This is a genomic window from Delftia sp. PX-1 (assembly GCF_055797465.1).
In genome coordinates this window covers 2,640,448-2,662,407 of record NZ_CP184763.1, presented here as the reverse complement: position 1 = coordinate 2,662,407, position 21,960 = coordinate 2,640,448, and the positions used below count along the sequence as shown (strand labels likewise).

The 21,960-nt window shown below is 68.1% G+C and carries 22 protein-coding genes, 1 tRNA gene and 1 pseudogene; 15 read left to right on the top strand and 9 right to left on the bottom strand.

What is annotated here, in order from left to right:
• The first annotated feature begins 1 nt into the window (after position 1).
• The 7 genes and pseudogenes from ACN20X_RS12240 (at position 2) to ACN20X_RS12210 (ending at position 4,568) form a co-directional block, all read left to right on the top strand.
• Complete coding sequence (locus ACN20X_RS12240; protein WP_473210654.1) at positions 2-1,924, top strand: replication endonuclease; 1,923 nt, start codon at positions 2-4, stop codon at positions 1,922-1,924.
• A 96-nt stretch (positions 1,925-2,020) separates the two neighbouring features.
• Positions 2,021-2,224 carry a hypothetical protein gene (locus tag ACN20X_RS12235; protein WP_096915321.1) on the top strand — a complete coding sequence of 68 codons (204 nt, stop codon included), beginning with the start codon at positions 2,021-2,023 and terminating at the stop codon, positions 2,222-2,224.
• A 3-nt stretch (positions 2,225-2,227) separates the two neighbouring features.
• On the top strand, positions 2,228-2,848 hold the full coding sequence (locus tag ACN20X_RS12230; RefSeq protein WP_473210653.1) for a hypothetical protein: 621 nt from the start codon (positions 2,228-2,230) through the stop codon (positions 2,846-2,848).
• Positions 2,849-3,024: 176 nt separating this feature from the next.
• Positions 3,025-3,612: pseudogene (locus tag ACN20X_RS12225) on the top strand (DNA cytosine methyltransferase); the annotation flags it as partial.
• A complete protein-coding gene (locus ACN20X_RS12220; protein ID WP_473210652.1) occupies positions 3,609-3,851 on the top strand; it encodes a hypothetical protein in 243 nt (80 codons plus the stop codon). The pseudogene ACN20X_RS12225 and the gene ACN20X_RS12220, both read left to right, overlap by 4 nt.
• Before the next feature lie 4 nt (positions 3,852-3,855).
• Positions 3,856-4,317, top strand: a complete 462-nt coding sequence (locus tag ACN20X_RS12215) for a hypothetical protein (protein WP_473210651.1) — start codon at positions 3,856-3,858, stop codon at positions 4,315-4,317.
• Positions 4,314-4,568, top strand: coding sequence for a helix-turn-helix transcriptional regulator (locus ACN20X_RS12210; RefSeq protein WP_016454071.1), 255 nt, complete (start codon positions 4,314-4,316; stop codon positions 4,566-4,568). The genes ACN20X_RS12215 and ACN20X_RS12210 overlap by 4 nt, the downstream gene beginning before the upstream one ends.
• A 13-nt stretch (positions 4,569-4,581) precedes the next feature.
• Here the strand turns inward: ACN20X_RS12210 and ACN20X_RS12205 are convergent, their stop codons facing one another.
• From ACN20X_RS12205 to ACN20X_RS12185, 5 genes are all read right to left on the bottom strand, one after another.
• Entirely contained in the window at positions 4,582-4,872 is a 291-nt protein-coding gene (locus ACN20X_RS12205) for a helix-turn-helix domain-containing protein (RefSeq protein WP_016454070.1), read from the bottom strand.
• Between the two features lie 64 nt (positions 4,873-4,936).
• The gene (locus ACN20X_RS12200; RefSeq protein ID WP_016454069.1) at positions 4,937-5,902 is read right to left on the bottom strand and encodes a tyrosine-type recombinase/integrase; all 966 of its coding nucleotides are present in this window, start codon (positions 5,900-5,902) and stop codon (positions 4,937-4,939) included.
• A gap of 245 nt (positions 5,903-6,147) precedes the next feature.
• Positions 6,148-6,234 (bottom strand) — tRNA-Leu (locus ACN20X_RS12195).
• Positions 6,235-6,354: 120 nt separating this feature from the next.
• On the bottom strand, positions 6,355-9,570 hold the full coding sequence (locus ACN20X_RS12190) for an efflux RND transporter permease subunit (RefSeq protein WP_473210650.1): 3,216 nt from the start codon (positions 9,568-9,570) through the stop codon (positions 6,355-6,357).
• Complete coding sequence (locus ACN20X_RS12185; RefSeq protein ID WP_016449590.1) at positions 9,567-10,790, bottom strand: efflux RND transporter periplasmic adaptor subunit; 1,224 nt, start codon at positions 10,788-10,790, stop codon at positions 9,567-9,569. Before ACN20X_RS12185 ends, ACN20X_RS12190 begins: the two co-directional genes overlap by 4 nt.
• Before the next feature lie 174 nt (positions 10,791-10,964).
• Between ACN20X_RS12185 and hpnC the strand changes: the two genes are divergently transcribed.
• The 4 genes from hpnC to ACN20X_RS12165 all read left to right on the top strand — a co-directional run bounded on the left by hpnC (position 10,965) and on the right by ACN20X_RS12165 (position 15,307).
• Positions 10,965-11,849: a squalene synthase HpnC gene (gene hpnC / locus ACN20X_RS12180; protein WP_473210649.1), complete on the top strand. Its 885-nt coding sequence runs from the start codon at positions 10,965-10,967 to the stop codon at positions 11,847-11,849.
• A 67-nt stretch (positions 11,850-11,916) separates the two neighbouring features.
• Complete coding sequence (gene hpnD, locus ACN20X_RS12175; RefSeq protein ID WP_016449592.1) at positions 11,917-12,762, top strand: presqualene diphosphate synthase HpnD; 846 nt, start codon at positions 11,917-11,919, stop codon at positions 12,760-12,762.
• A complete protein-coding gene (gene hpnE, locus ACN20X_RS12170) occupies positions 12,759-14,162 on the top strand; it encodes a hydroxysqualene dehydroxylase HpnE (RefSeq protein ID WP_473210648.1) in 1,404 nt (467 codons plus the stop codon). The genes hpnD and hpnE overlap by 4 nt, the downstream gene beginning before the upstream one ends.
• A gap of 125 nt (positions 14,163-14,287) precedes the next feature.
• Positions 14,288-15,307 (top strand): Bug family tripartite tricarboxylate transporter substrate binding protein, encoded by a 1,020-nt coding sequence (locus tag ACN20X_RS12165; protein WP_016449594.1) that lies wholly within the window; start codon positions 14,288-14,290, stop codon positions 15,305-15,307.
• A gap of 45 nt (positions 15,308-15,352) precedes the next feature.
• Here ACN20X_RS12165 and ACN20X_RS12160 read toward each other — a convergent pair whose 3' ends face one another.
• Positions 15,353-16,036 carry a GntR family transcriptional regulator gene (locus ACN20X_RS12160; protein ID WP_016449595.1) on the bottom strand — a complete coding sequence of 228 codons (684 nt, stop codon included), beginning with the start codon at positions 16,034-16,036 and terminating at the stop codon, positions 15,353-15,355.
• A 167-nt stretch (positions 16,037-16,203) separates the two neighbouring features.
• Here ACN20X_RS12160 and pcaC point away from each other — a divergent pair, with 167 nt between their 5' ends.
• The 3 genes from pcaC to ACN20X_RS12145 all read left to right on the top strand — a co-directional run bounded on the left by pcaC (position 16,204) and on the right by ACN20X_RS12145 (position 18,589).
• Complete coding sequence (gene pcaC / locus ACN20X_RS12155) at positions 16,204-16,602, top strand: 4-carboxymuconolactone decarboxylase (RefSeq protein WP_016449596.1); 399 nt, start codon at positions 16,204-16,206, stop codon at positions 16,600-16,602.
• 10 nt (positions 16,603-16,612) lie between these two features.
• Positions 16,613-17,476, top strand: coding sequence for an NAD(P)-dependent oxidoreductase (locus ACN20X_RS12150; protein WP_473210647.1), 864 nt, complete (start codon positions 16,613-16,615; stop codon positions 17,474-17,476).
• 132 nt (positions 17,477-17,608) lie between these two features.
• Complete coding sequence (locus ACN20X_RS12145) at positions 17,609-18,589, top strand: tripartite tricarboxylate transporter substrate binding protein BugD (RefSeq protein ID WP_473210646.1); 981 nt, start codon at positions 17,609-17,611, stop codon at positions 18,587-18,589.
• A 173-nt stretch (positions 18,590-18,762) separates the two neighbouring features.
• Here the strand turns inward: ACN20X_RS12145 and ACN20X_RS12140 are convergent, their stop codons facing one another.
• From ACN20X_RS12140 to ACN20X_RS12130, 3 genes are read right to left on the bottom strand one after another with little or no spacing between them, the layout of a single operon-like run.
• A complete protein-coding gene (locus ACN20X_RS12140) occupies positions 18,763-18,975 on the bottom strand; it encodes a DUF2788 domain-containing protein (RefSeq protein ID WP_016454060.1) in 213 nt (70 codons plus the stop codon).
• Between the two features lie 55 nt (positions 18,976-19,030).
• The gene (locus ACN20X_RS12135) at positions 19,031-19,864 is read right to left on the bottom strand and encodes a DUF2189 domain-containing protein (protein ID WP_343740073.1); all 834 of its coding nucleotides are present in this window, start codon (positions 19,862-19,864) and stop codon (positions 19,031-19,033) included.
• Between the two features lie 30 nt (positions 19,865-19,894).
• The gene (locus ACN20X_RS12130) at positions 19,895-20,665 is read right to left on the bottom strand and encodes an HAD family hydrolase (protein WP_016449602.1); all 771 of its coding nucleotides are present in this window, start codon (positions 20,663-20,665) and stop codon (positions 19,895-19,897) included.
• A gap of 91 nt (positions 20,666-20,756) precedes the next feature.
• Here ACN20X_RS12130 and hemH point away from each other — a divergent pair, with 91 nt between their 5' ends.
• Positions 20,757-21,854 carry a ferrochelatase gene (gene hemH / locus ACN20X_RS12125; protein WP_034367489.1) on the top strand — a complete coding sequence of 366 codons (1,098 nt, stop codon included), beginning with the start codon at positions 20,757-20,759 and terminating at the stop codon, positions 21,852-21,854.
• Positions 21,855-21,960: the final 106 nt, after the last annotated feature.

Genomic DNA, 21,960 nt, shown 5'->3' with positions numbered 1-21,960 from the left:
CATGTCCGCGCTGCTCAACGCCAAGCCCACCGGCCGCCGCCTGCGCACTGCATCGCAGCAGGAATGGAAGCGCCACAAGCCCCGCCCGCACATGGTGCAAGCCGCCATGCAGGCGCTGGAGAAGGCATTGCCGCCGCAGTGGCTGCAGCCCATCCGCGCCATGGGCCTGGGCAAGCTGGGCGCGGGCAATCTGCCCGAGTGGGCGGCGTGCTTCGACGCGCTGGTGGCCATTGACGACTTTGCAGCGCGCCACGGCAATGCGGCCGAGTGGAATCTGAGCGACTACGAGATATGCGCCATGGCTAAGCGCCTGGCCGAAGAAGTCGCAGAGCTGGATTCGGGCGCCCAGGCCCAGGCCATGGACCTGCCGGCGCGCGTGGACCTGGTGCGCCTGATGCTGCGCATGATGGGCGTGCAGGAGTCCGCGCCGCTGGTGGGTGAGCCCGCTATTCGGCGTGCCATGGATTCGGCGTGGTGGCGGCGCCTGCTGCGCAAGCACGTCACGCGCACGGTGGAGGCCGGCGCCGTCAAGCTGGGCGTGGTCAACCGCTTTGCGGGCGGCTATGCCAGCAATGCCACGGTGCGCCGCCGCACGGCGCAGGTGGAGCGCAACGCCAAGGCGCTGGAGCGCTCGCTGTTCAAGAACGAGGCCGGGCAGGTGTTCACGCTGGCCGAGCTGGCGGCCCTGTCGCCGTCCAACCCGGTGATTCGCGGCGGCGAGCTGATGACGCGCATCCGTGGCGCCGAGGAATATGCAGACGCCCGCAATCATGTGGGCCTGTTCCTGACGCTGACAGCGCCCAGCCGCTTCCATGCCGTGACGCTGGGCAGCGGCGGCCGGCCCCGGCCCAACCCCCGCTATGACGGCGTGAGCACCCCGCGCGATGCCCAGATGTGGCTGCGCGACAAGTGGGCGCTCGTGCGCGCGCACCTGAGCAACGCGGGCATTGCCATGTACGGCATTCGCGTGGCCGAGCCCCACCACGACGCCACGCCGCACTGGCACGCCCTGGTGTGGGCCGAGTGCGAGGCCCACGCCCAGCACATCGAGGCCGCAATCCGCAAGTGGTGGCTGAAAGACGATGGCGACGAGCGCGGCGCGGCAAAGAACCGCGTGAATGTGAAGCGCATGACCACGGGCGGCGCGGCCGGCTATGTGGCCAAGTACATCGCCAAGAGCGTGGGCCATGCGGCCCTGGCTGACCACCTGGATGTGGCGCAAGGCCAGCTGTGGGACGTGGAGCAGGGCGATATGCCCGGCCACCGCCGCGTAGACGCCTGGGCCGCGTGCTGGGGCATTCGCCAGTTCCAAGCCATTGGCATGCCCAGCGTGTGCGTGTGGCGCGAGCTGCGCCGCGTGGGTAAAGACCAGATCGAAACCATGCGCCTGGACGGCGACCGCGCCACCTGGCAGGCCTGGGGCGCGTGCCACAAGCACAGCGAGGACATCAAGGCCGATTGGCGCCGCTACATGGAGGCCATGGGCGGCCACTGCGTGGGCCGTGGCCGCTGGCACCTGAGCATTGCCCGCCGCCCCGTGCCGGCCGGCGCCGTGAATCAGTACGGCGAAGAGATTGCCCCGGGCCAGGGCCGCGTGGTGGGCCTGGAAACCCGCGCCGGCCGCTGGCTGGTGTCGCGCCGCATTTCATGGCGCAGCGTGGCCAAGGAAACCGAGACTTTCGACCCCGCAACGTGCACGGATGCCGATAGCGGCAAAGCGCTTGCGATGGGCGCTGACCGCGCGCCGCTGGCGCGCCCTTGGACTGGTTTCAATAACTGTACGGCCCGCCTGCGCGGCGAGACGCTGCGAGCCCTTTTCGGGCGCGGACGGCACGAGGCAGAGGACTGGAGCAGTCCCAGCAGCCCCGATTCTGTGCTCTACCGGCCCGCCGCCACCACCCCCACCCCCGTTTTTTCCCGCTGATCCCGCAAAGGAGGCCACCCCATGCCCGAAATCACCCACCCCGCCCAGCTGCAGCTGGTCGCCTGAACCCGCAACCACCACCCACAGAGGACCAACATGCAACACGCCACCCCTGCCATGCGTACCTATCGCGCCACCATCATTCCCCCGCACATCGAGGCCGCCGAGCTGGAGCAGCTGGCCGACGCCGGTCTGCTGCCCACCCACAACTTGAGCGCACCCACCGCCAGCGCGGCCAGCAACCTGGCGCACCTGGCCACCGGCCGCCCCGTGCTGCGCGTTGAACGTCTGGAAGCCTGAGCCATGACCCAGACCCTCACTCAACTGACCCTCGCGTGGCTGATTGCCACCATCGAGGCAACGCGCGCCGGCCTGGCCGGCAACCTGGCACAAACGCCGGTGGCCGATTGGGGCGCAGCCCCCGTGCGCGAGGTGCGCAACCATGAGCAGGATTTGCACACAGCCATGCAGGTGCTGGGCGACATGCTCCACATGCGCGGTGCCTTCGCCGCCTCTGGAATTCCTGCTGCACCGCATCTGGAGCAGGTGCCGGTCTATGTGTGCGGCGTGGACTTGTCTGGCGGGAGCCTGGCGGACCTGAAAAAAGCGCTCGCCGATCCGTCTGGGCACCAATGGCGGACACACATACAGCCTATGCCCGCGACCGTGGCCCTGCCCTGGCGCACCGGCATTCCGGCGTGGACGGATGACAGGGCCGTGCGCGTGATTGCCGTCACAGCACACGACGACTTCGGCGGCGTCCAGATCCACGACATCCGAGCGAGTGATTTCCACACCGATGGCGATGGGGATGGGGCTGATGTTGCCCGCGCCTGCACACATTGGGCATACCGCGACGACATATGGCCAGGCGCCGCTGCAGCAGCACCCGCTTCGCCCGCAGCAAACACCGAGGGAGCATGACCATGCAAACCACCACCCCCGTGGAAATCCGCCACTTCCATCTGTTCTGCGGCCTGGGCGGCGGCGCGCGTGGTTTCAACCGCGCCAGCCCCCGAGTGGGCAACCTGCAGGCGAAATTCCGCTGCCTGGGCGGCATCGACGTGGACCCGGCCAGCATCCGGGACTTCGGCCGCCTGGCCGTGGCAGATCCGCGCCGCGATGGCCCGTGCTTTGGCAAGTACGCCGTGACACCCTACGGCACTCACGCCGGCACCGTCATCAGCGGCAGCACCACCGGCCAGGGCGCGTTTGCCGTGGCCGACCCGCGCAGCGGCATGGACGCCGAGCGCACCGCGTACACCACGGGCGGCCACTACGGCGTGGTGCCGTGGGACAGCCAGGCCGGCGCCGTCAGCGGCGCGGCATGCCACGACAACGGCCGCTGGAGCGTGGCCGATCCGCGCATGCCGGCAGCTGCTGACAAGCTCGTGTGCCGCATCGTGTCCGAGGACGGCACATGGCACCGCCCTTTCACGACCCTGGAGCTGGCGCACCTGCAGAGCCTGGTCGAACCCGACGAGCTGCTGGAACTGGACGGCACCAGCGACCAGGCCAAGCGCGAGCGCATCGGCAATGCCGTGCCCAGCGAGGCCGGCGAGGCCATCGCCCACGTTATGGGTGAAACGCTGCTGCTCGCGTTGAGCGGCGAAACGTTCATCCTCTCGGCGCAGCCTGTATGGGTGCGGCCGATCGCCCTGGGGCTGGCCATGGGGACCACGGCATGACCATCACAGCAATCAACGTGTTCATTGAGGTGGACGGCATGCAATGCGCTGCGTTCATAAGCGAAGAAATGGCAGACGTGTTCGTGCAGATGCTGCCTGCAATGCAGGCCGGCCAACCGCAACAGGCCAGGTTGCACACCTTGCCGCCCAGCGTGATTGCACCGCTGCTGCAGACGCGCTGGGCTATGGGAGAGCACTTGATGGCGGCACGCAACGCGAAGGCACCAAAGAAGGGCTGAGAACATGAAAAAGCACACCAGGCGCAAGCACTACAACCCCCACGCGGCGCCCATCTGGCGCGGCAACGCAATGCGCGCCATGGCCCGCGAGCTGCGCGACAAGTCCGTGGCAATGCTCATGGCAGACCACGGCAGCGAGCAGCGGGAGCTGCTGGCCTACCTGGCCAAGCTGGTGGGCGTCGGCGCCGAGGTGGCGGCCCGCCTGCCGCCCGAAAAACGCAACGCCCACGGCCTGCACCACTCCCTGGCAGTGGTGGTGCAGATGGCATGCGATGGCAACCGCTGGGACTCGGCATGGGCCGCGCAGCTGGCAACGGCTGCGGACCTGTCTGCCGATCTGCTTGTCGAAAACGGCGACATCGCCGGCCAGGTGTTCGACGGCGCTCACAAGCTGGCCGCGCACATCCTGGCCGGCACCATCCGGGCCGATGCCATCGAGCCGGCGCCACCAGAAGTAAGCCCATGAGTGCGAACCAGCCCAAAAAAAACCAGTCTCAAAAACCACCCAAAGGAACCAACGAAATGAACCCGCATCTGAGCACCGCACCCCGCATGGACACTCAAGGAATTGCCGAATACCTCGGCCTGAGCCGCGAGCACGTCACCGCGCGCCTGACCAAGCGCCCGGATTTTCCCAAGCCCTTCATCAACGCCAGCCGCCGCATTCGTTATTGGCGAGTGGCTGACGTGAAAGCATGGGCAGAGGGGCGCCATTGAGCGTTGCATGGGCCTACCAGCGCCCTTGTGGCTTGCGCCGCTGCCAGCCGGGCGGCAGCTCCAAGGCTTCGCGCCCAGAGCCCGGCACATCATTGGCACGCAGCACCAACTGAACATCCAGCAGCCGCAAAATTTCCGCCAGCTGGCCGACGCTGACAGCCAGCGGATCGCGCTCTATCACAGCCACGCGGGCCTGGGAGATTCCAAGCAGGTGAGCCAGTCGGGCCTGGCTCATGCCGGCCGCTTTGCGCAATGACTTGAGTTGTGGGGCCAATTGGTGCGGCAACTGCAACAAGTAATCCATGGCGTGCTCCAAAATCACCCATAGGTGATAAAAGCAAAAAATAACCGATGGGTTATGAAATGGCCTAAAGCCGTGCGGCGATGTCCTCGGCCGATTCCCGGTAGTAGGTATTGAACAGCTCATTGATATCCACATGGCCGCTGATGCGGGCCAGCGTCATCACGTCCACGCGCTTGCTGAGCCATGTCAGGGCCGTGGCGCGCAGGTCATGGAAGCGCAGGCCCTCAACCATCACCCGATCGCGCAGCTTTCGGTAGAGCGTGTCGCGGCTCGCATCGCTGATGGTCCAATAGGCGTCACGCCCAGCAGCCTCGGCTGAAGCCTCCAGCACGCGCAGCAGGCGCACGGCGCGGCTTGTCAGTGGTACGCGCCGCGCCCCTACGATGGCCTCTGTCTTGTGGTGCGGCAGCTCGTAGACCTTGCGCCGCAAATCCACGTTGCTGCGCGACATGCGCAGGATTTCGCCGCTGCGCATGCCGGTATGCAGGGCCACCAGCATGGCCCACGCAGCCTGCTGCATGGGGGCCACGGGAGCCACACGCGGGGAAACCATTGCAGATCGCAGCATCAGCCGGATTTCAGACCACTGCCCCGTGCGCCGTCGTGCGTGGGCCTTCCCGGGGAGCTTGATTTCTGGCCACGGGCTTTTGCCCGCCCATTTCCACTGCTTGACGGCCAGCGACCAGATAGGCCGAAACTGCTGTGCTTCACGCAGCACGCTGGACCCGGACACCTGTTTGAGCCTGGCATCACGCCAGCGCGCCAAATCGTCGCCCGTGATCTCATGAAAGACCTTGGCCGCCAGCTCGGGGAATTCGCGAAGCCAAGCGTCGAAACGCAGGTTGTCGGCCCGCGCCGTCGATGACGGCTTCTTGTCCGTGACCTCGCACCGATATCGCTCTACGGCCTCGGCCAGGGTGCGCCGGGGAAACTCACCCCTTGCGCCGGCCAAAATCGCAGCCTCTTCGGCGACAGCCCATGCCTGAGCCTCCGCCTTTGTCGGCCGCACTGCTGTGCGCCGCACGCCCATTCGCTCAACCTCTGCGCGCCACCCCGTTTTGAGTTTTCGGAAATACGCCACCCACGCCCCCTTTACCCGCGCCAGGTCATGCGGGATCGCATGCGGGAACCGTGCGGGATTGGGATGTGATTTTGCGCCAGATCCTGCCAGCTTCGGCCGGTACGCACAGAGGCGTCGAACCAAGAAAAAAGCCCGTTTTCATAGGAGAAAACGGGCTTGAGGGGGTTTCGGTGGATTACACCGGGTTTTTATTGTGGTGCGCGGGGGGGGACTCGAACCCCCACACCATTGCTGGCGTCAGGACCTAAACCTGGTGCGTCTACCAATTTCGCCACCCGCGCTGGTTCTTGGGGGAGCCGCCTGCGCGGCGGCTCCTAGGTCAGGGCGCAGATTCTAGCCGCAATTGCGGGGTGCATTGCCATACCCCGGATTTGAGCGGCGGCCTCTGCGTTTCCGCCACCTCAATGCGTGGGCTCGCGGCGCACGCGGAACACGGCGGCGTACATGGCCGGCAGCGCCAGCAGTGTCAGCACGGTGGCCACGATCAGCCCGCCCATGATGGCCACGGCCATGGGGCCCCAGAACACGCTGCGCGACAGCGGGATCATGGCCAGCACGGCGGCAGCGGCCGTCAGCACGATGGGGCGCAGGCGGCGCACGGCGGCTTCGATGATGGCGTCCCAGGCCGGCACGCCGCGCGCGCGGTCGGTCTCGATCTGGTCGATCAGGATCACCGAGTTGCGCTGGATCATGCCCATCAGCGCCACCACGCCCAGCAGCGCCACGAAGCCGAAGGGCCGGCCCAGCAGCAGCAGCGCCGCCGCCACGCCGGGAATGCCCAGCGGCCCGGTGATGAACACCAGCAGTGAACGGCTGACACTGCGCAGTTGCAGCATGAGCAGCGTGAAGGTGAGGAACAGCATCACGGGCACACCAGCGACGATGGCGTCCGAGCCCTTGGAGCTTTCCTCCACGGCGCCGGCCACATCGATGCGGTAGGCCGTGTCGCCCGCGGCATGCCAGCGCGCCTCGATCTCGCGCAGGCCCGGCAGCAGCGCATGGGTCAGCGTTGCGCCCTGCAGGCCCTCGCGCACATCGCCCTGCACGGTGATGGCGAACATGCGCTTTTCTCGCCACATCACGCCGGGCTCCCAGACCATCACGGGCTTGGCGATCTGCGTGAGCGGGATCGACTTGCCCGATGCCGTGGGCAGGTAGGCGTTGGCGATGTCGGTGATGGCGTCGCGCTCCGAATACGGCGTGCGCAGCACGATGTCGATGAGCTTGTCACCCTCGCGGAACTGGCCCACGGTGGAGCCGCTGAGCATGACGCGGGCCGCCTGGGCGATGGCCTGGCTGCTCACGCCCAGGGCGCGCGCCTTGTCCTGGTCCACCTCCAGGCGCACGGCCTTGACGGACTCGTTCCAGTTGTCGTTGACGCCGCGCATGTCGGCGTTGGCGATCATGGCCTGCTTGACCTCGTCGGCATAGGCACGCAGCTTTTGCGGATCGGTGCCGGAGACGCGGAACTGCACCGGATAGGGCACGGGAGGCCCGTTGGGCAGCAGCTTGACGCGGCCGCGCACTTCGGGGAACTCCTGGGCCAGCAGCGCCGGCAGCGCCTTGCGCAGACGCTCGCGTGTGGGCAGGTCCTGGGCGACCAGGATGAACTGCGAGACGTTGTTCTGCGGGAACACCTGGTCCAGCGGCAGGTAGAAACGCGGCACGCCCGAGCCTACCCATTCGCTGACCGTGCGCACGCCGTCGAGCTTCATGAAGCGCTCTTCCACGCGGCGCGTGACGGCCTCGTTGGCGGCCAGCGACGTGCCTTCGGGGAACCAGATGTCCACCAGCACCTCGGGTCGGCTGGAATCCGGGAAGAACTGCTGCTGCACGCGCGACATGCCCACCAGGCCCAGCGCAAAGACCAGCACCGTGATGGCGATGGTCAGCCAGCGGTGCGTCACGCACCAGTTCACGGCGCGCCGGAAGCGGTTGTAGAACGGGCTGTCGAAGACCTCATGCTCGGCTGAGGACGCATTGAGTTTGGTCTCCTCGATGGGCACCTCGCCCGAGGCCACCTCGGGCGGCAGCGTGGCCGCGTGCGGCGGGCGCTTGAGCAGCAGCATGCCCAGGTAGGGCACGAAGTACACCGAGGCGAACCAGCTGAGCACCAGCGCAATCACCGTCACCGCGAAGATGGCGAAGGTGTACTCGCCCGTCATGGACCTGGCCATGCCGATGGGCAGGAAGCCCGCCGCCGTGATCAGCGTGCCGGTCAGCATGGGCTTGGCCGTGATCTCGTAGGCAAAGGTGGCGGCGCGGTACTTCTCGTAGCCCTCCTCCATCTTGCGCACCATCATCTCCACCGCAATGATGGCGTCGTCCACCAGCAGGCCCAGCGCGATGATCAGCGAGCCCAGCGACACCTTGTGCAGGCCGATGTTCCAGTACCACATGGCCAGGAAGGTCGCGGCCAGCACCAGCGGAATGGTGATGGCCACCACCAGACCCGGGCGCGGATCGATGTACCAGCGCTTCCACAGCGGCTGGTGGCCCTCGCGCTTGTGCAGGCCCAGGCTGATGAAGCTCACGGCCAGCACCACCACCACGGCCTCGATCAGCACCTGCAGGAACTCGTTGACCGAATCGGCCACGGCCTTGGGCTGGTCCTGCATGTTGGCCAGCTCCACGCCAGCCGGCAGCGTGCGCGCGATGTCGCCCACGGCGCCGCGCAGGGACTTGCCCAGGCGGATGATGTCGCCGCCCTTGGTCATGGACACGCCCAGCGCAATCGTCTCGCGCCCCTGGTGGCGGACCTTCACATTGGCCGGATCGGCATAGCCGCGGCGGATCTCGGCGATATCGCCCAGGCGCAGTTGCGCGCCCGATGCGCCGCGGATCGGCATGGCGCGCAACTCGTCCACCGCCAGGAACTGGCCGGCCACGCGCACCTGCACATCCTCGCGCGGCGTCTGCAGCACGCCTGCGCCCTCGATGGCGTTTTGCTGGCCCAGCTGGCCGAGCACCTGGTTCATGTCCAGGCCCAGCTGCGACAGGCGGCGCTGCGACAGCTCGATGTAGACCTTCTCGTCCTGCACGCCGAACAGCTCGACCTTGGCCACATCGGGCACGCGCAGCAGCTGCTGGCGCACGTCGTCGGCCATGGTCTTGAGCTCGGCGTAGCTGAAGCCGTCGGCCTGCAGGGCGTAGATCACGCCATAGACATCGCCGAACTCGTCATTGAAGAACGGCCCCTGCACGCCCTGCGGCAGGGTGTAGCGCATGTCGCCGATCTTCTTGCGCACCGTGTACCACAGCTGCTGGACATCGCCGGGGCGCGAATTGTCCTTGAGCTGGAAGATGATCAGCGACTCGCCGGGCTTGGAGTAGCTGCTGATCTTGTCGGCGTAGGGCACCTCCTGCAGCGTACGCTCGATCTTGTCGGTGACCTGCTCGGCCATCTGCTGCGCCGTGGCGCCCGGCCAGTTGGTGCGCACCACCATGGCGCGGAAGGTGAAGGGCGGGTCTTCGTCCTGCCCCAGCTGGAAGTACGAGGCAAAGCCCAGCAGCAGCAGCACGACCATGAAATAGCGCGTCAGCGCCACATGGTCCAGCGCCCAGCGCGAAAGATTGAAGTGCCCGCCCTGCGGCGCCTTGTGCTTGGGCCCGCTCATTGGGCCGCTCCGCTGGACGCAGCACCTGCGGAAGCTGCGGCACCTGCGGCGGCAGGCGCCTGTGCCGGCTGCTGCGTCTTGTCATACCGGTCCTGATAGACCGTGACCTTCTGCCCGGGCGTGAGCACATGCACGCCGGCGGCCACCACCTGCATGCCGGGCGTCAGGCCGGCGGCAATCACGGCCTCGTTGCCATCGGCCGTGGCCAGTTGCACGGGCTGCAGCTTCACCGTGCTGCTGGCGGCATCGAACACCCACACGGCCGTGCCCTGGCCGCCGCCGCCTTCCTGGCGCAGCGCCGTGGTGGGCAGCTTGATCACGGGCTGGCCCGTGGGGCCCATGCCCTCGGGCAGCGCATGGACCGTCGCGCCCAGCGGCGGCACGGCGGCCGCATCCGACGCGGGCAGTGCCACCTTCACCTGGTAGGTGCGCGTGACCGGATCGGCACTGGCCGCCACCTCGCGCACCTGGCCCTGCAGCGGCTGCATGCCGGCCGACCACGGGCGCACATTCACTTTCTGGCCCACGCGGATGGCGCCGCGCTTGTCTTCGGGCACCACGAACACCACGTCGCGCGGGCCGTCCTGGGCAATGCGCACCACGGGCGAGCCGGCCGACACCACCTGGCCCGGCTCGGCGTCTATGCCGGTCACCACGCCGGGCACATCGGCCAGCAGTTGCGCATAGGCCTCCTGGTTGCTCTGCGATGCCAGCTGCGCCTTGGCCTGGTCCAGCGTGGCCTGGGCGGACTTGAGCGTGGCCTCTCGCCGCTCCAGCTCCGCACCGCTGATGAAGTTCTGCGCCTTCAGCTGCGAGTAACGCCTCACATCGGCGGCGGCAAGATCGCGCTGCGTGGTCGCGGCCGCCACCTGGGCGCGCGCGGCGTCAGCTCCCAGCCGGTAGTCGCTGGCATCGAGCCGCGCCAGCAACTGACCTGCCTGCACGTGCTGGCCCAGCTCCACCTCGCGGCGAACGAGCTTGCCGGCCACGCGAAAGCCCAGGCGCGACTCTATGCGCGCGCGCACCTCGCCCGCGTATTCCAGTTGCGTGTCCAGCGCGCCCACGCCTACAGTGAGCAGCTTGACGGCGCGCACCGGCTCGGGCGGCGGCTCGGCCTTGGAGCAGGCGCCCAGTGCCAGCGCGGCGGCCAGGCACAGAGGGGCAAGAAGAAGATGGCGCGGCAAAGCGCGCGCGGCAGGGTTCGATGGCAAGTCGGGCATGTGGATCCGGGAGGGCTGGTGCGAAAAGCGGCTGCGGGCTGCAAGATCCGGGCAACATGCCGCGGCAGCTGGCTGGCGCCGTTTACTGACTGACGGGTTAGTAATTTAGGAGAAGCCCTTGAGCCCGTCAAGTGAAATGCATGGCCTTGCGCGCAGCATCGACAATCGGCCACCGTGAAGTCCACCGCTCCCACCCTGCCCGCCTCCCCCGCCCCGGTCACGCACTACGAGAACTTTCCCGTGGCGTCCTGGCTGTGCCCGCCCCGCTTGCGCCCGCCGATTGCCGCGCTCTACCACTTCGCACGCACTGCAGACGATCTGGCCGACGAGGGCGACGCCACGCCGTCCGAGCGCCTGGCTGCGCTGGCCGCCTACCGTGCCGACCTGATGGCGCTGGGCACCGAAGGCGAGGCCTCCATGCTCGCCCGCACGGCCTGGCCTCTTGTCTTTGCAGGGCTGGCGCCGCAAGTACGCGCCCACCAGCTGCCGCTGGCGCTGATGGACGACCTGCTCAGCGCCTTCGCACAGGACGTGCGCAAGACCGATTCCGGCACCACCTACGCCGACCGCGCCGAACTGCTCGACTACTGCCGCCGCTCGGCCAACCCCGTGGGCCGGCTGCTGCTGCATCTGTACGGGGTGGACGATGCCGAATCGCTGGCCCGCAGCGACGCCATCTGCACCGCCCTGCAGCTGATCAATTTCTGGCAGGACTTCAGCGTGGACCTGCCGCGCGGGCGCCACTACCTGACCGATGCCGACTGCGCCGCCCATGGCGTGCGGCGTGAAGACCTGCGCGCCGAGCCAGCTGCACTGACCCCTGCCGTGCGCGCACTGTTGGCCGAGCAGTCGGCCTGGGCGCGTGCACTGATGCAGTCCGGCGCACCGCTGGTGCACCGCCTGCCGGGCCGCATCGGCTGGGAGCTGCGCCTGGTCGTGCAGGGCGGGCTGCGCATCCTGGACAAGGTCGATGCGCTGCAGGACGCCAGCCTCTACCGCCGCCCCACCGTCGGCAAGGCCGATGCGCCGCTGCTGCTGTGGCGCGCCCTGCGCATGTGATGGCGGGCCGGCCGTTGCGACACCCAGGCTTTGGCTCCCAGCCGTCCATGGGACAATCCCGCCCCATATGAATCCGGATCAGTACGTCCAAGACAAGGCTGCCGCCTCGGGCAGCAGCTTTTATTACGCCTTCCTCTTCCTGCCGCGCGAGCGCCGTGCCGCCATCACCGCCTTTTATGCGTTCTGCCGCGAAGTGGACGACGTGGTGGACGAAGTCTCCGACCCCGGCGTGGCCGCCACCAAGCTCGGCTGGTGGCAGAACGAAGTGCACCAGGCCTTTGCAGGCAAGCCCTCCCATCCCGTGATGCGGGCGCTCATGCCGCATGCCCCGGTCTACGCCATCGAGGAGCGCCACCTGCAGGCCGTCATTGACGGCTGCCGCATGGACCTGGAGCAGACCCGCTACCTGGACTTCCCGGGCCTGGCGCGCTACTGCCACCTGGTCGCAGGCGTGGTCGGCGAAGTGGCCGCGCGCATCTTTGGCCAGACGCAGGAAGAAACCACGGCCTACGCCCACAAGATGGGCCTGGCCTTCCAGCTGACCAACATCATCCGCGACGTGGGCGAGGACGCCATGCGCGGACGCATCTACCTGCCCATCAGCGAGCTGCAGCAGTTCGACGTCAAGGCGCATGAGATCACCAAGCGCGAATACTCGGACCGCTTCACCGCGCTGATGCGATTTCAGGCCGAGCGCGCCCACCGCCTCTACGACGAGGCCCTGGCCCTGCTGCCCGCGGCCGACCGCCGCACGCAAAAGCCCGGCCTGATGATGGCCAGCATCTACCGCACCCTGCTGCGCGAGATCGAGGCCGACGACTTCCGCGTGCTGCACCAGCGCATCAGCCTGCCGCCGCTGCGCAAGTTGTGGCTGGCCTGGAAGATGCAGGCGCTGGGGCGCATGGCGCGGTGAGCAGAGACAGCGCCAAAGACAAGCCGCGCACCTCTGTGCCGCGCGCCGCTCAGCCGCGCGCCGCCATCCTCGGCGGCGGCTGGGCCGGCTTCGCGGCCGCCCTTGCGCTGGCGCGCAGCGGCTGGCACATCACCCTGCACGAGGCCGCACGCGAGCCCGGCGGCCGTGCGCGCGGCATGGACCTCGACACGCCACAGGGCCCGCTGCGCGTGGACAACGGCCAGCACATCCTCATCGGTGCGTACACCGAAAGCCTGCGCCTCATGCGCGAGGTGGGCGTGGACCCTGAACGGGCGCTGCACCGCCAGCCCATGGCCCTGCCCTACGCCGATGGCAGCGGCCTGCGCTTTCCCGACTGGCCTGCGCCGCTGGATGCGCTGGCCGGCATTGCCACCGCACGCGGCTGGAGCCTGGGCGAGCGTGCAGCCCTGCTGGCGCGTGCCGTGCGCTGGCGGCTGGCGGGCTTTCGCTGCGTGCCGCAAGCCACCGTGGCCGACCTGTGCGCCGGCCTGCCGCAGCGCCTGGTCAGCGAGTTCATCGACCCGCTGTGCATCTCGGCGCTCAACACACCCATTCACCTGGCCAGCGGCACGGTGTTCCTTCGCGTGCTGCGCGATGCGCTGTTCAGCGGCCGTGGCGGCTCGCATTTCCTGGTGCCGCGCCATGACCTGGGCAGCCTGTTCCCCGCGCCGGCCGCGCAGTGGCTGCAAGAGCGCGGCCACGCCGTGCGCCTGGGCAGCCGCGTGGCCGAACTGCAGCCCCAGGGCCCGCACTGGACGCTGGGCGCAGCCCAGGGCGAAGACGCGCCCTTCGACGCCGTGCTGCTGGCCTGCCCCGCGCCCGAGGCCGCGCGCCTGGCACTCACCGCCGCCGAGCACGACAGCCTGCCTGCACGCGACGGCATAGCCCTGCAGCGCTGGGCGCAGCTGGCCCAGGACCTGCAGCACCGCCCCATTGCCACCGTCTATGCGCAGACCGGCGATCCCTCCCACACATTGCCCCCGGGCGCGCCCTGGCTGGCGCTGCGCCCCACGCCCGATGCGCCTGCGCAATTCGTCTTCGACCGTGGACAACTCGGCGGCCCGCAGGGCCTGATGGCCTTCGTCATCAGCGACAGCGCATCGGACCGCGAAACCCTGCAGGTCCAGGTGCTGGCCCAGGCACAGGCCCAGCTGGGCTGGCATGGCCTGATCCCGCTGCGCACCGTGATCGACAAGCGCGCCACCTTCGCCTGCCTGCCCCAACTTCAGCGGCCCGGCCTGGAGCTGGGCCACGGCCTGTGGGCCTGCGGCGATCATGTGGACGGGCCGTATCCGGCCACCATCGAGGGCGCCGTGCGCAGCGGCATGCAGGCTGCCGAGGCCGCAGCCGCAGCCCATCGCACAGCACACACCGACTGACCCCCGGGTATCTCCGTAGCCTGCGGACCCCGGTTTGACAGCAGATTGACAGCCGCCAGCGCCACCATCGCTGGCGCCGCATCTGCTGCGGACCATCCACTACAACGATATCCAGGAGACCAGACATGCCTTCGCGCGACTTTCTTCACCACGCAGACCTGCCCCCGCTCAGCCGCCGCCAACTGCTGGCCGGCACGGGCGCCATGGCCCTGTCTGGCCTGCTGCCTGCGGCCGCGCTGGCGCAGGACGCCTGGCCCACACGGCCCATCCGCTTTGTCGTGCCCTTTGCGCCGGGCGGAAGCTCGGAAATCGTGGCGCGCTCCACGGCCGCCGAGCTGTCCAAGACCCTGGGCCAGAACGTCTTCGTGGACAACAAGCCCGGCGCGGCCGGCAACATCGCCATGCAGGAAGTGGCGCGCGCCGATGACCAGAGCACCGTCATCCTGGGCCACATCGGCACGCTGGCCGTCAATCCCTACATCTTCGACAAGCTGCCCTACGACGCGAACAAGGACTTCCAGCCCGTCAGCCTGCTGGCCAAGGTGCCCAGCCTTTACGTGGTCCACCCCGACGTGCCGGTCAAGAACCTGCGTGAACTCATCGCCTATGCCAGGAAAAAACCCGGCCAGCTCAGCTACGGCTCGGCCGGCAATGGCAGCGCCGGGCACCTGGCCTTCGAGTACCTGAAGATGACGGCCGAGATCTTCATGCTGCACGTGCCCTATCGCGGCACGGGGCCGATGATGACGGACCTGATGTCAGGCCGCCTGGACGCCGCCTCGGTCGGCGCCGCCGCTCTGCTGCCCTTCATCAAGGCAGGCAAGGTGCGCTGCATCGCCACGGGATCGACCCAGCGCCTGCCCCAGTTGCCCGATGTGCCCACCGTGGCCGAGCAGGGCTTCCCGGGCTTCGAGATGACCCAGTGGTACGGCATGCTCGCCCCCTCCAGCATGACCCGAGCCCACGTGGACAAGCTGGCCGCCGAATGCGCCAAGGCCGTCAAGGCGCCCGACGCGCTCAAGCGCCTGCAGGGCGATGCGGCAGAGCCCATCGGCAGCACGCCCCAGCAGTTCGCGCAGTTCATTGCCACCGAGCAGACGCGCTGGCAAAAGGTGCTCAAGCGCGCCCAGGTCAAGCCGGACTGAGCGCACACGGACTGACACTCCCAGGTACAGGCGCAGGCCCCGGCATCAGCTGGCCGGGCCAGCCTTCTCGGCCATGGCGCGCAACACGCCCTGGCTGGCCTTTTGCACATGCTCGGCGCTCAGGCGCGCAGCCTGGTCCGCGTCGCCCTGCTCTATTGCCGTCACGATGGCATCCAGCTCGGCCAGCGTCTGCGGCAGGCGCCCGGGCTGGGACATGGAGATGCGCCGCAGCACCGTCACGCGGTTGTTCAGCTGCCGCAGCATCTGGCCGGCCACCAGATTGCCGCAGCCCTCGATCAGGATGTCGTAGAACTGGTTCTTGATCGCCAGCAGGGCCACCTTGTCGCTGGCCACGGCGGGCACGGCCAGCTCGCCCAGCTTGGCGCGCAGCGCGGCGCGCTGGCCTGCCGAGGCATGCAGCGCAAAGCCCCGGCTGGCCAGGCCCTCCAGGCTGGCCCGCACCTCGTAGATATCGCGCACTTCCTGCACCGAGATGTCCGTGACCTCGGGACCCCGGTGCGGAACGATGGTGATCAGCCCCTCGGCCTGCAGGTGCTGCAGGGACTCGCGCAGGCACGAACGGCTCACATCAAGGCTCTCGCACAGTTCGCGCTCGGACAGCTTCTGGCCCGGCGCAAACACGCCATCGAGGATGGCCGTGCGCAGGGTCTGCGTCGTGCGCTGGCGCAGCGACGTTTCTTCGCGGGGGACACGCAGCATCTGGTTCATGGGACGAATCCTACCCGCCAATCCAGGGGCCGGACGGACTGACGGATTGTCATACACACACCTGGCCCGGCAGGCAATCCCGATTTTCATCAAGTATGATTGTCTGACAATCTGATTAAATCCATTCCACCGAAAGACACCTTCACCGCCTTCCATCAGGAGTTTTCATGACCCGAGCCTACGCCCCCAAGAACCCCGCCCTCTTCGACCAGGGCCTGTCCACCCGCCGCGAGGTGCTGGGCGCCGAGTATGTCGATGCGTCCATCCAGAACGCCACGGACTTCAACATCGACATGCAGGAGCTGGTCACGCAGTACTGCTGGGGCGATGTCTGGAACCGCCCGGGCCTGGACCGCAGGACGCGCTCCTTCCTGAACCTGGCCATGATCACGGCGCTGAACCGCCCGCATGAACTCAAGCTGCATGTGCGCGGCGCCATCAACAACGGCCTGAGCAAGGACGAAATCAAGGAGGTCTTCCTGCAGACCGCCATCTACTGCGGCGTGCCGGCCGCCATCGACTCCTTCCGCGTGGCTTCGGAAGTCTTCAAAGAGATGGACATCTGAGGCACGCAGCATGACCACCATAGGATTCATCGGCCTCGGAATGATGGGCCAGCCCATGGCCCACCTGCTGCACGCCGCAGGGCACGCCCTGGTCATCCGGGACGCCGTGCCCGCTGCCACCGCACGATTCGCGCAGGAACATGCGGGTGTGGCCGTGGCATCCGGCGCGGCCGACTTTGCCGGCTGCAGCGTGGTCTTCACCATGCTGCCCGACTCCCGCATCGTCGATGCCGTGGTGGGCGAACTGGCCCCGCACCTGCCGCCCGGCGCCTGCATCATCGACATGAGCTCTGCCGACCCCAACCGCACGCGTGCGCTGGCCGGCCTGCTGGGCGAGCGCGGCATCGGGCTGCTGGATGCGCCGGTCTCCGGCGGCGTCAAGCGCGCCATTGCGGGCACGCTGTCCATCATGGTCGGGGGCGATGCGGACCTGCTCGCCCAGCACCTGCCCCTGCTGCAGCGCATGGGCCAGGCCATCACCCATGTCGGCCCCGTGGGCGCGGGCCATGCGCTCAAGGCGCTGAACAACTATGTCTCGGCAGCGGCCCTGATCGCCACGGCCGAGGCCATCCACGCAGGCGCGGCCTTCGGCATTGCGCCGGCCACCATCGTGGACGTGATCAATGCCTCCACCGGCAAGAACAACACCACCGAAAACAAGGCCCACCAATTCATGCTGAACGGCGCCTTCAACTCGGGCTTCTCGCTGGCGCTGCAGGCCAAGGACGTGGGCATTGCCCTGTCGCTGGGCCAGGCCATGCACACGCCCATGGCACTGGCCGAACAGGTCAGCGCCATGGCGGCCGAGGCCTCCAGATCCCTGGGACCCACCGCCGACCACACCGAGCTGTACAGGTACGTGGCCCCGGCCTGAGCCTGCGCCGTCTCGCCGTCGTCAAGGGCCGCATGCGGCCCTTGCCTTCCTGCCTCACGCCACCAAACACGCCACCGACAACCGGCCGCACAGAGCCGGCGGCCCCTGCACGCGCCTCCAGGAGACAAACCCATGCGCCCCCTCATCCGCAATCCCCTCGCCCAGACCCTTCTCGCCGCCGCGCTGGCAGCAGCCAGCCTTGCCGCCCAGGCCTTCCCCAACAAGCCCGTCACCATCGTCGTTCCCTACGCGGCCGGAGGCTCCACCGACGTGCTGGCCCGCGTGCTGGCCGAGGCCATGACGCGCGACCTGGGCCAGCAGGTCATCGTCGAGAACCTGGGCGGCGCCGGTGGCACCATCGGCACCAGCCGCGTCACACGCGCCCAGGCCGACGGCCACACCCTGCTGCTGCACAACATGGGCATCGCCACGGCGCCCGCGCTCTACAGCAAGCTCGCTTTCGATGTGAGGCGCGACCTGGAACCCATCGCGCTGGCCGGCGACGTGCCCATGATCCTGGTGCGCAGCAAAGGCTTTGCGCCCGCCACGCTGGCGGACTTCATCGCCCACATGAAGGCCAAGCCGGGCGAAGTGCGCTTCTCGCATGCCGGCGTAGGCGCCACCTCCCACCTGTGCGCCATGCTGCTGCAGACCACCTCCACCGAGGCCACCCTGGTGCCCTACCGTGGCACGGGTCCGGCCCTGCAGGACCTGGTGGCAGGCAATGTCGATGTCATCTGCGACCAGCCCGTGGCCACCGGCCCGCACATACAGGCGGGCATGCTCAAGGGCTACGCCGTCGCCACGCGCGAACGCCTGCCCTCCCTGCCCGATGTGCCCACCTTCGCGCAGGCCGGCCAGCCCGGCTTCGAGCTTGCCGTATGGCACGGCCTGTACGCTCCGCGAGGCACGCCCCAGGCCGTCATCGAGCGCCTCAACAAATCCCTGCGCACCGCCCTGGCCGAACCCGCCCTGGTCAAGCGCTTCACGGACATGAGCGTCATCATCCCGCCCGCAGACCGCCTTACCCCCGACGCCCTGCGCCAGCACACCGCCGCAGAAATCAAGCGCTGGGACCCGGTGATCAAGGCTGCGGGGGCCAAGGCGGAATAGAGGCGCAGCAAGGAGCAGGCAGGCCAGGAAGATAGGCGCGCTGAGCAGGGCACAAAAACCGACGCAGCCCAAAGCCTGGGACACCGAGCAAGGGCCGCCCCGCCGCGAGGGTGTCGTCCCCCTCCCGCGAAGCGAGAGAGGGGGAAGCCGCGCAGCGGCTCAGGGGGTGACGATCATTTTTCCATCCACCACTGGATGACGATCTTGGCGACGTAGCCGACAAAGCCCACGCCCAGGCCCAGGAAAATCACGAAGGTGCCGAACTTTCCTGCCTTGGACTGGCGTGCCAGCTGCAGGATGATGAACACCATGAAGAGGATGAAGGCCCCCACGCCGTAGGTGAGGAAGAAATGGGCGATCTGTTCTTCTGTATACCCGAATATCACGACAACACCGTCCTACCTCCTCCCCTGCAAGTCCGGTCAGGCCGGGCGGTCCGGCTCAGCGCGCCGCAAAGGTCGACGCATCCACCAGGTCGCGGTACGCATGCCAGCTCGCGTGCCCCAGCAGGGGCATCACGGCCACCAGTCCCAGCAGCCAGCTGCCCAGGCCCAGCAGGGTCAACAACACAATGAGGGCGGCCCACAGTGCCTGAGGCACAGGGTTGGCCAGCACGGCCAACCAACTGGTCAGCACGGCCTGGCGCACCGTCACCCGCCTGTCCAGCATCAGCGGCATGGCCACCACGCTGGACGCAAAAATAGGCGCTGCCAGAAAACTGCCCAGCGCCAGCCATATCGCAAACAACTGCCCGTCGCGGGCCAGCACCACGTGCTGCAGGAAATCCGCCGGAGTGGCAATGCGCACGGGCGAGAGCACGGTGATCAGCGACGCCGACACCAGCACCCAACCCGTGGCCGCCAGCGACAGCAGCAGCCCGAACTGCACCAGGCACCAGTAGCCGCCCTGCCCCTCGGCCTTGGCCGCATGGCCGTTTTGCCAGCGCGTCCAGGTACGCCGCACCAGGGACAGATCGGCAGCCTCGCCGCGCTCCAGCGCGCGGCTGATGGCGTAGAGGCTGGTTGCCACGACAGGGCCGACGATCAGGAACCCCGACAGGGCCCCGGCCATCAGCCAAAAGCGATTGTGCCCCAGCGTCAAGATCAAAAACCCGATCAAGGTCAAGACCAGGCCATGTGCCAGGCTCAGCCAGGGCGCCCTGGCCATGTCGCGCGCGCCACGCGCCAGCCAGCTCAAAGGGTGTTTCCAGCCGATGCTGCGCACGGCGGGGAGGACGGGGGGGTGGAGGAAAGCTGTGCTGTGGCTGATGGGCATGGCGTGGCGCGGCTTCGCGGGCAGGCAGGGTCAGCTGTCAGCCAGCCCCTGGCACAACTGCGCAAGGCTGGCCACCGTGACGTGGGGCGTGGACCCCTCGTGAGGCCATGCTACGCCCGTGCGGTTGAGCCAGACTGCGTGCATACCCGCATCCATGGCGCCCAGCGCGTCGAGCCGCGCGTCGTCGCCAATGTGCAGCACCTCGTCAGGCGCCACGCCAGCCGCCGCCGCTGCCGCGTGGAAAAAGCGCACATCGGGCTTGGCCATGCCGGCCTTGCTGGCGCTCAGCGCGGCATGGAAATGCTCGCCGATGCCCACCACATGCACGCTGGCGTTGCCATTGCTCAAGGCCACCACGGGCCAGCGCGCGGCCAGGAACTGCAGGGCGGGCAGCGCGTCCTCGTACAAGTCCACGCGCTGGCGCTCGGCAAAGAAAAGATCGAAGGCCGGCTCGGCCAGCGCGCCGTCGTCGCCATTGCGCTGCAGCGCCAGGCGGATGGACTCGCGGCGCAGGCCGCTCAGGTCATGGGCCAGGTCGGGACGATCGCGCTCGATCTGCACGCGGATGGCGCGCACGGCGGCCACGTCACGCAGCGCCGCGGCCGTGGCCGGCGCATGGGTGTGCAGCCAGTCCAGCAGCACCTGTTCGGCACGCGAGATGGCCGGCCACACAGGCCACAGCGTGTCATCCAGATCGATGGATATGGCGCGGATGCGGCCGCTGCGGCGCAACTGCTGCAAGGCGGTCAGTGCAGGGGCAAATGAGGATTCGGCGAGGGGAGCGGTGGTGGCTTGGGACATGGTCCGAGCATAGCGAAGGCAGCCGCTGCAGGCTGCCGCCGGGTCATCGGGCTCGCATGGCAGGCCGCCGCGTCCTGCCACAATCGGGGCCATGCCATCCCGCTTTGCGCCAGAACCCCCATTCCGCCACGACCAACCCCAGCGCACCGCCGTGCTGCTGTGCAACCTTGGAACGCCCGATGCGCCCACGGCCCCGGCCGTGCGCCGCTACCTGGCGCAATTCCTGGGCGACGACCGCGTGGTCGAGATCCCCAGGATTGCCTGGCTGCCCATCCTGCACGGCATCATCCTGCGCACGCGGCCGGCCAAGTCGGCGGCCAAGTACGCCACCGTCTGGCATGAGAAGGACGGCTCCCCCCTGCAGCACTGGAGCGCGCGCCAGGCCCTGCTGCTGCGCGGCTGGCTGGGCGAGGCCGGGCACAACGTGCTGGTGCGCCATGCCATGCGCTACGGCAACCCGTCCATCCCCAGCGTGCTCGATGCCCTCAAGGCCGAAGGCGCCACGCGCATCCTCATCCTGCCGCTGTACCCGCAGTACTCGGGCACGACCACGGCCAGCGTGTTCGACGCGGTCTATGACTGGGCCCGCACCCAGCGCCACATCCCCGAGCTGCGCTTCGTCAACCGCTACCACGACGACGCTTCCTACATCGACGCGCTGGCCCAGCGCATCGAGGCCCATTGGCGCGGCAACGGCCGTGGCGAAAAGCTGGTCATGAGCTTTCACGGCGTGCCCGAGCGCACGCTGCACCTGGGCGACCCCTACCACTGCGAATCGCGCAAGACCGCACGCCTGCTGGCCGAGCGCCTGGGCCTGTCGCCCTCGCAATACCTGGTGACCTTCCAGTCGCGCTTTGGCAAGGCCAAATGGCTGGAGCCCTATACCGAGCCCTCGCTGATCGAGCTGGCACGCAGCGGCACCAAGCGCGTGGACGTGGTCTGCCCCGGCTTCACCAGCGACTGCCTGGAAACGCTGGAGGAAATCAGCCAGGAAGCGCGCGAAGCCTTCATGCATGCGGGCGGCGAGCAGTTCGAGTACATCGCCTGCCTCAACGACAGCGCGCCCTGGATCACGGCGCTGAGCCGCATCGCCCAGCAGCACCTGCAGGGCTGGCCCACGCAGAAGGCGCCGCAGGCCGAACTGGACGCCAGCCTGGAGCGCGCCAAGGCCGTGGGCGCACAGCGCTGAGGCCGTTCTGCATCCTGTGCACCGCGCCATATAACCCTGCCTCATGAGCAGAATGCATAAGCGTCTTTGTATATAGATGCTGCAAGCGGGACAATTGCACCTCTGT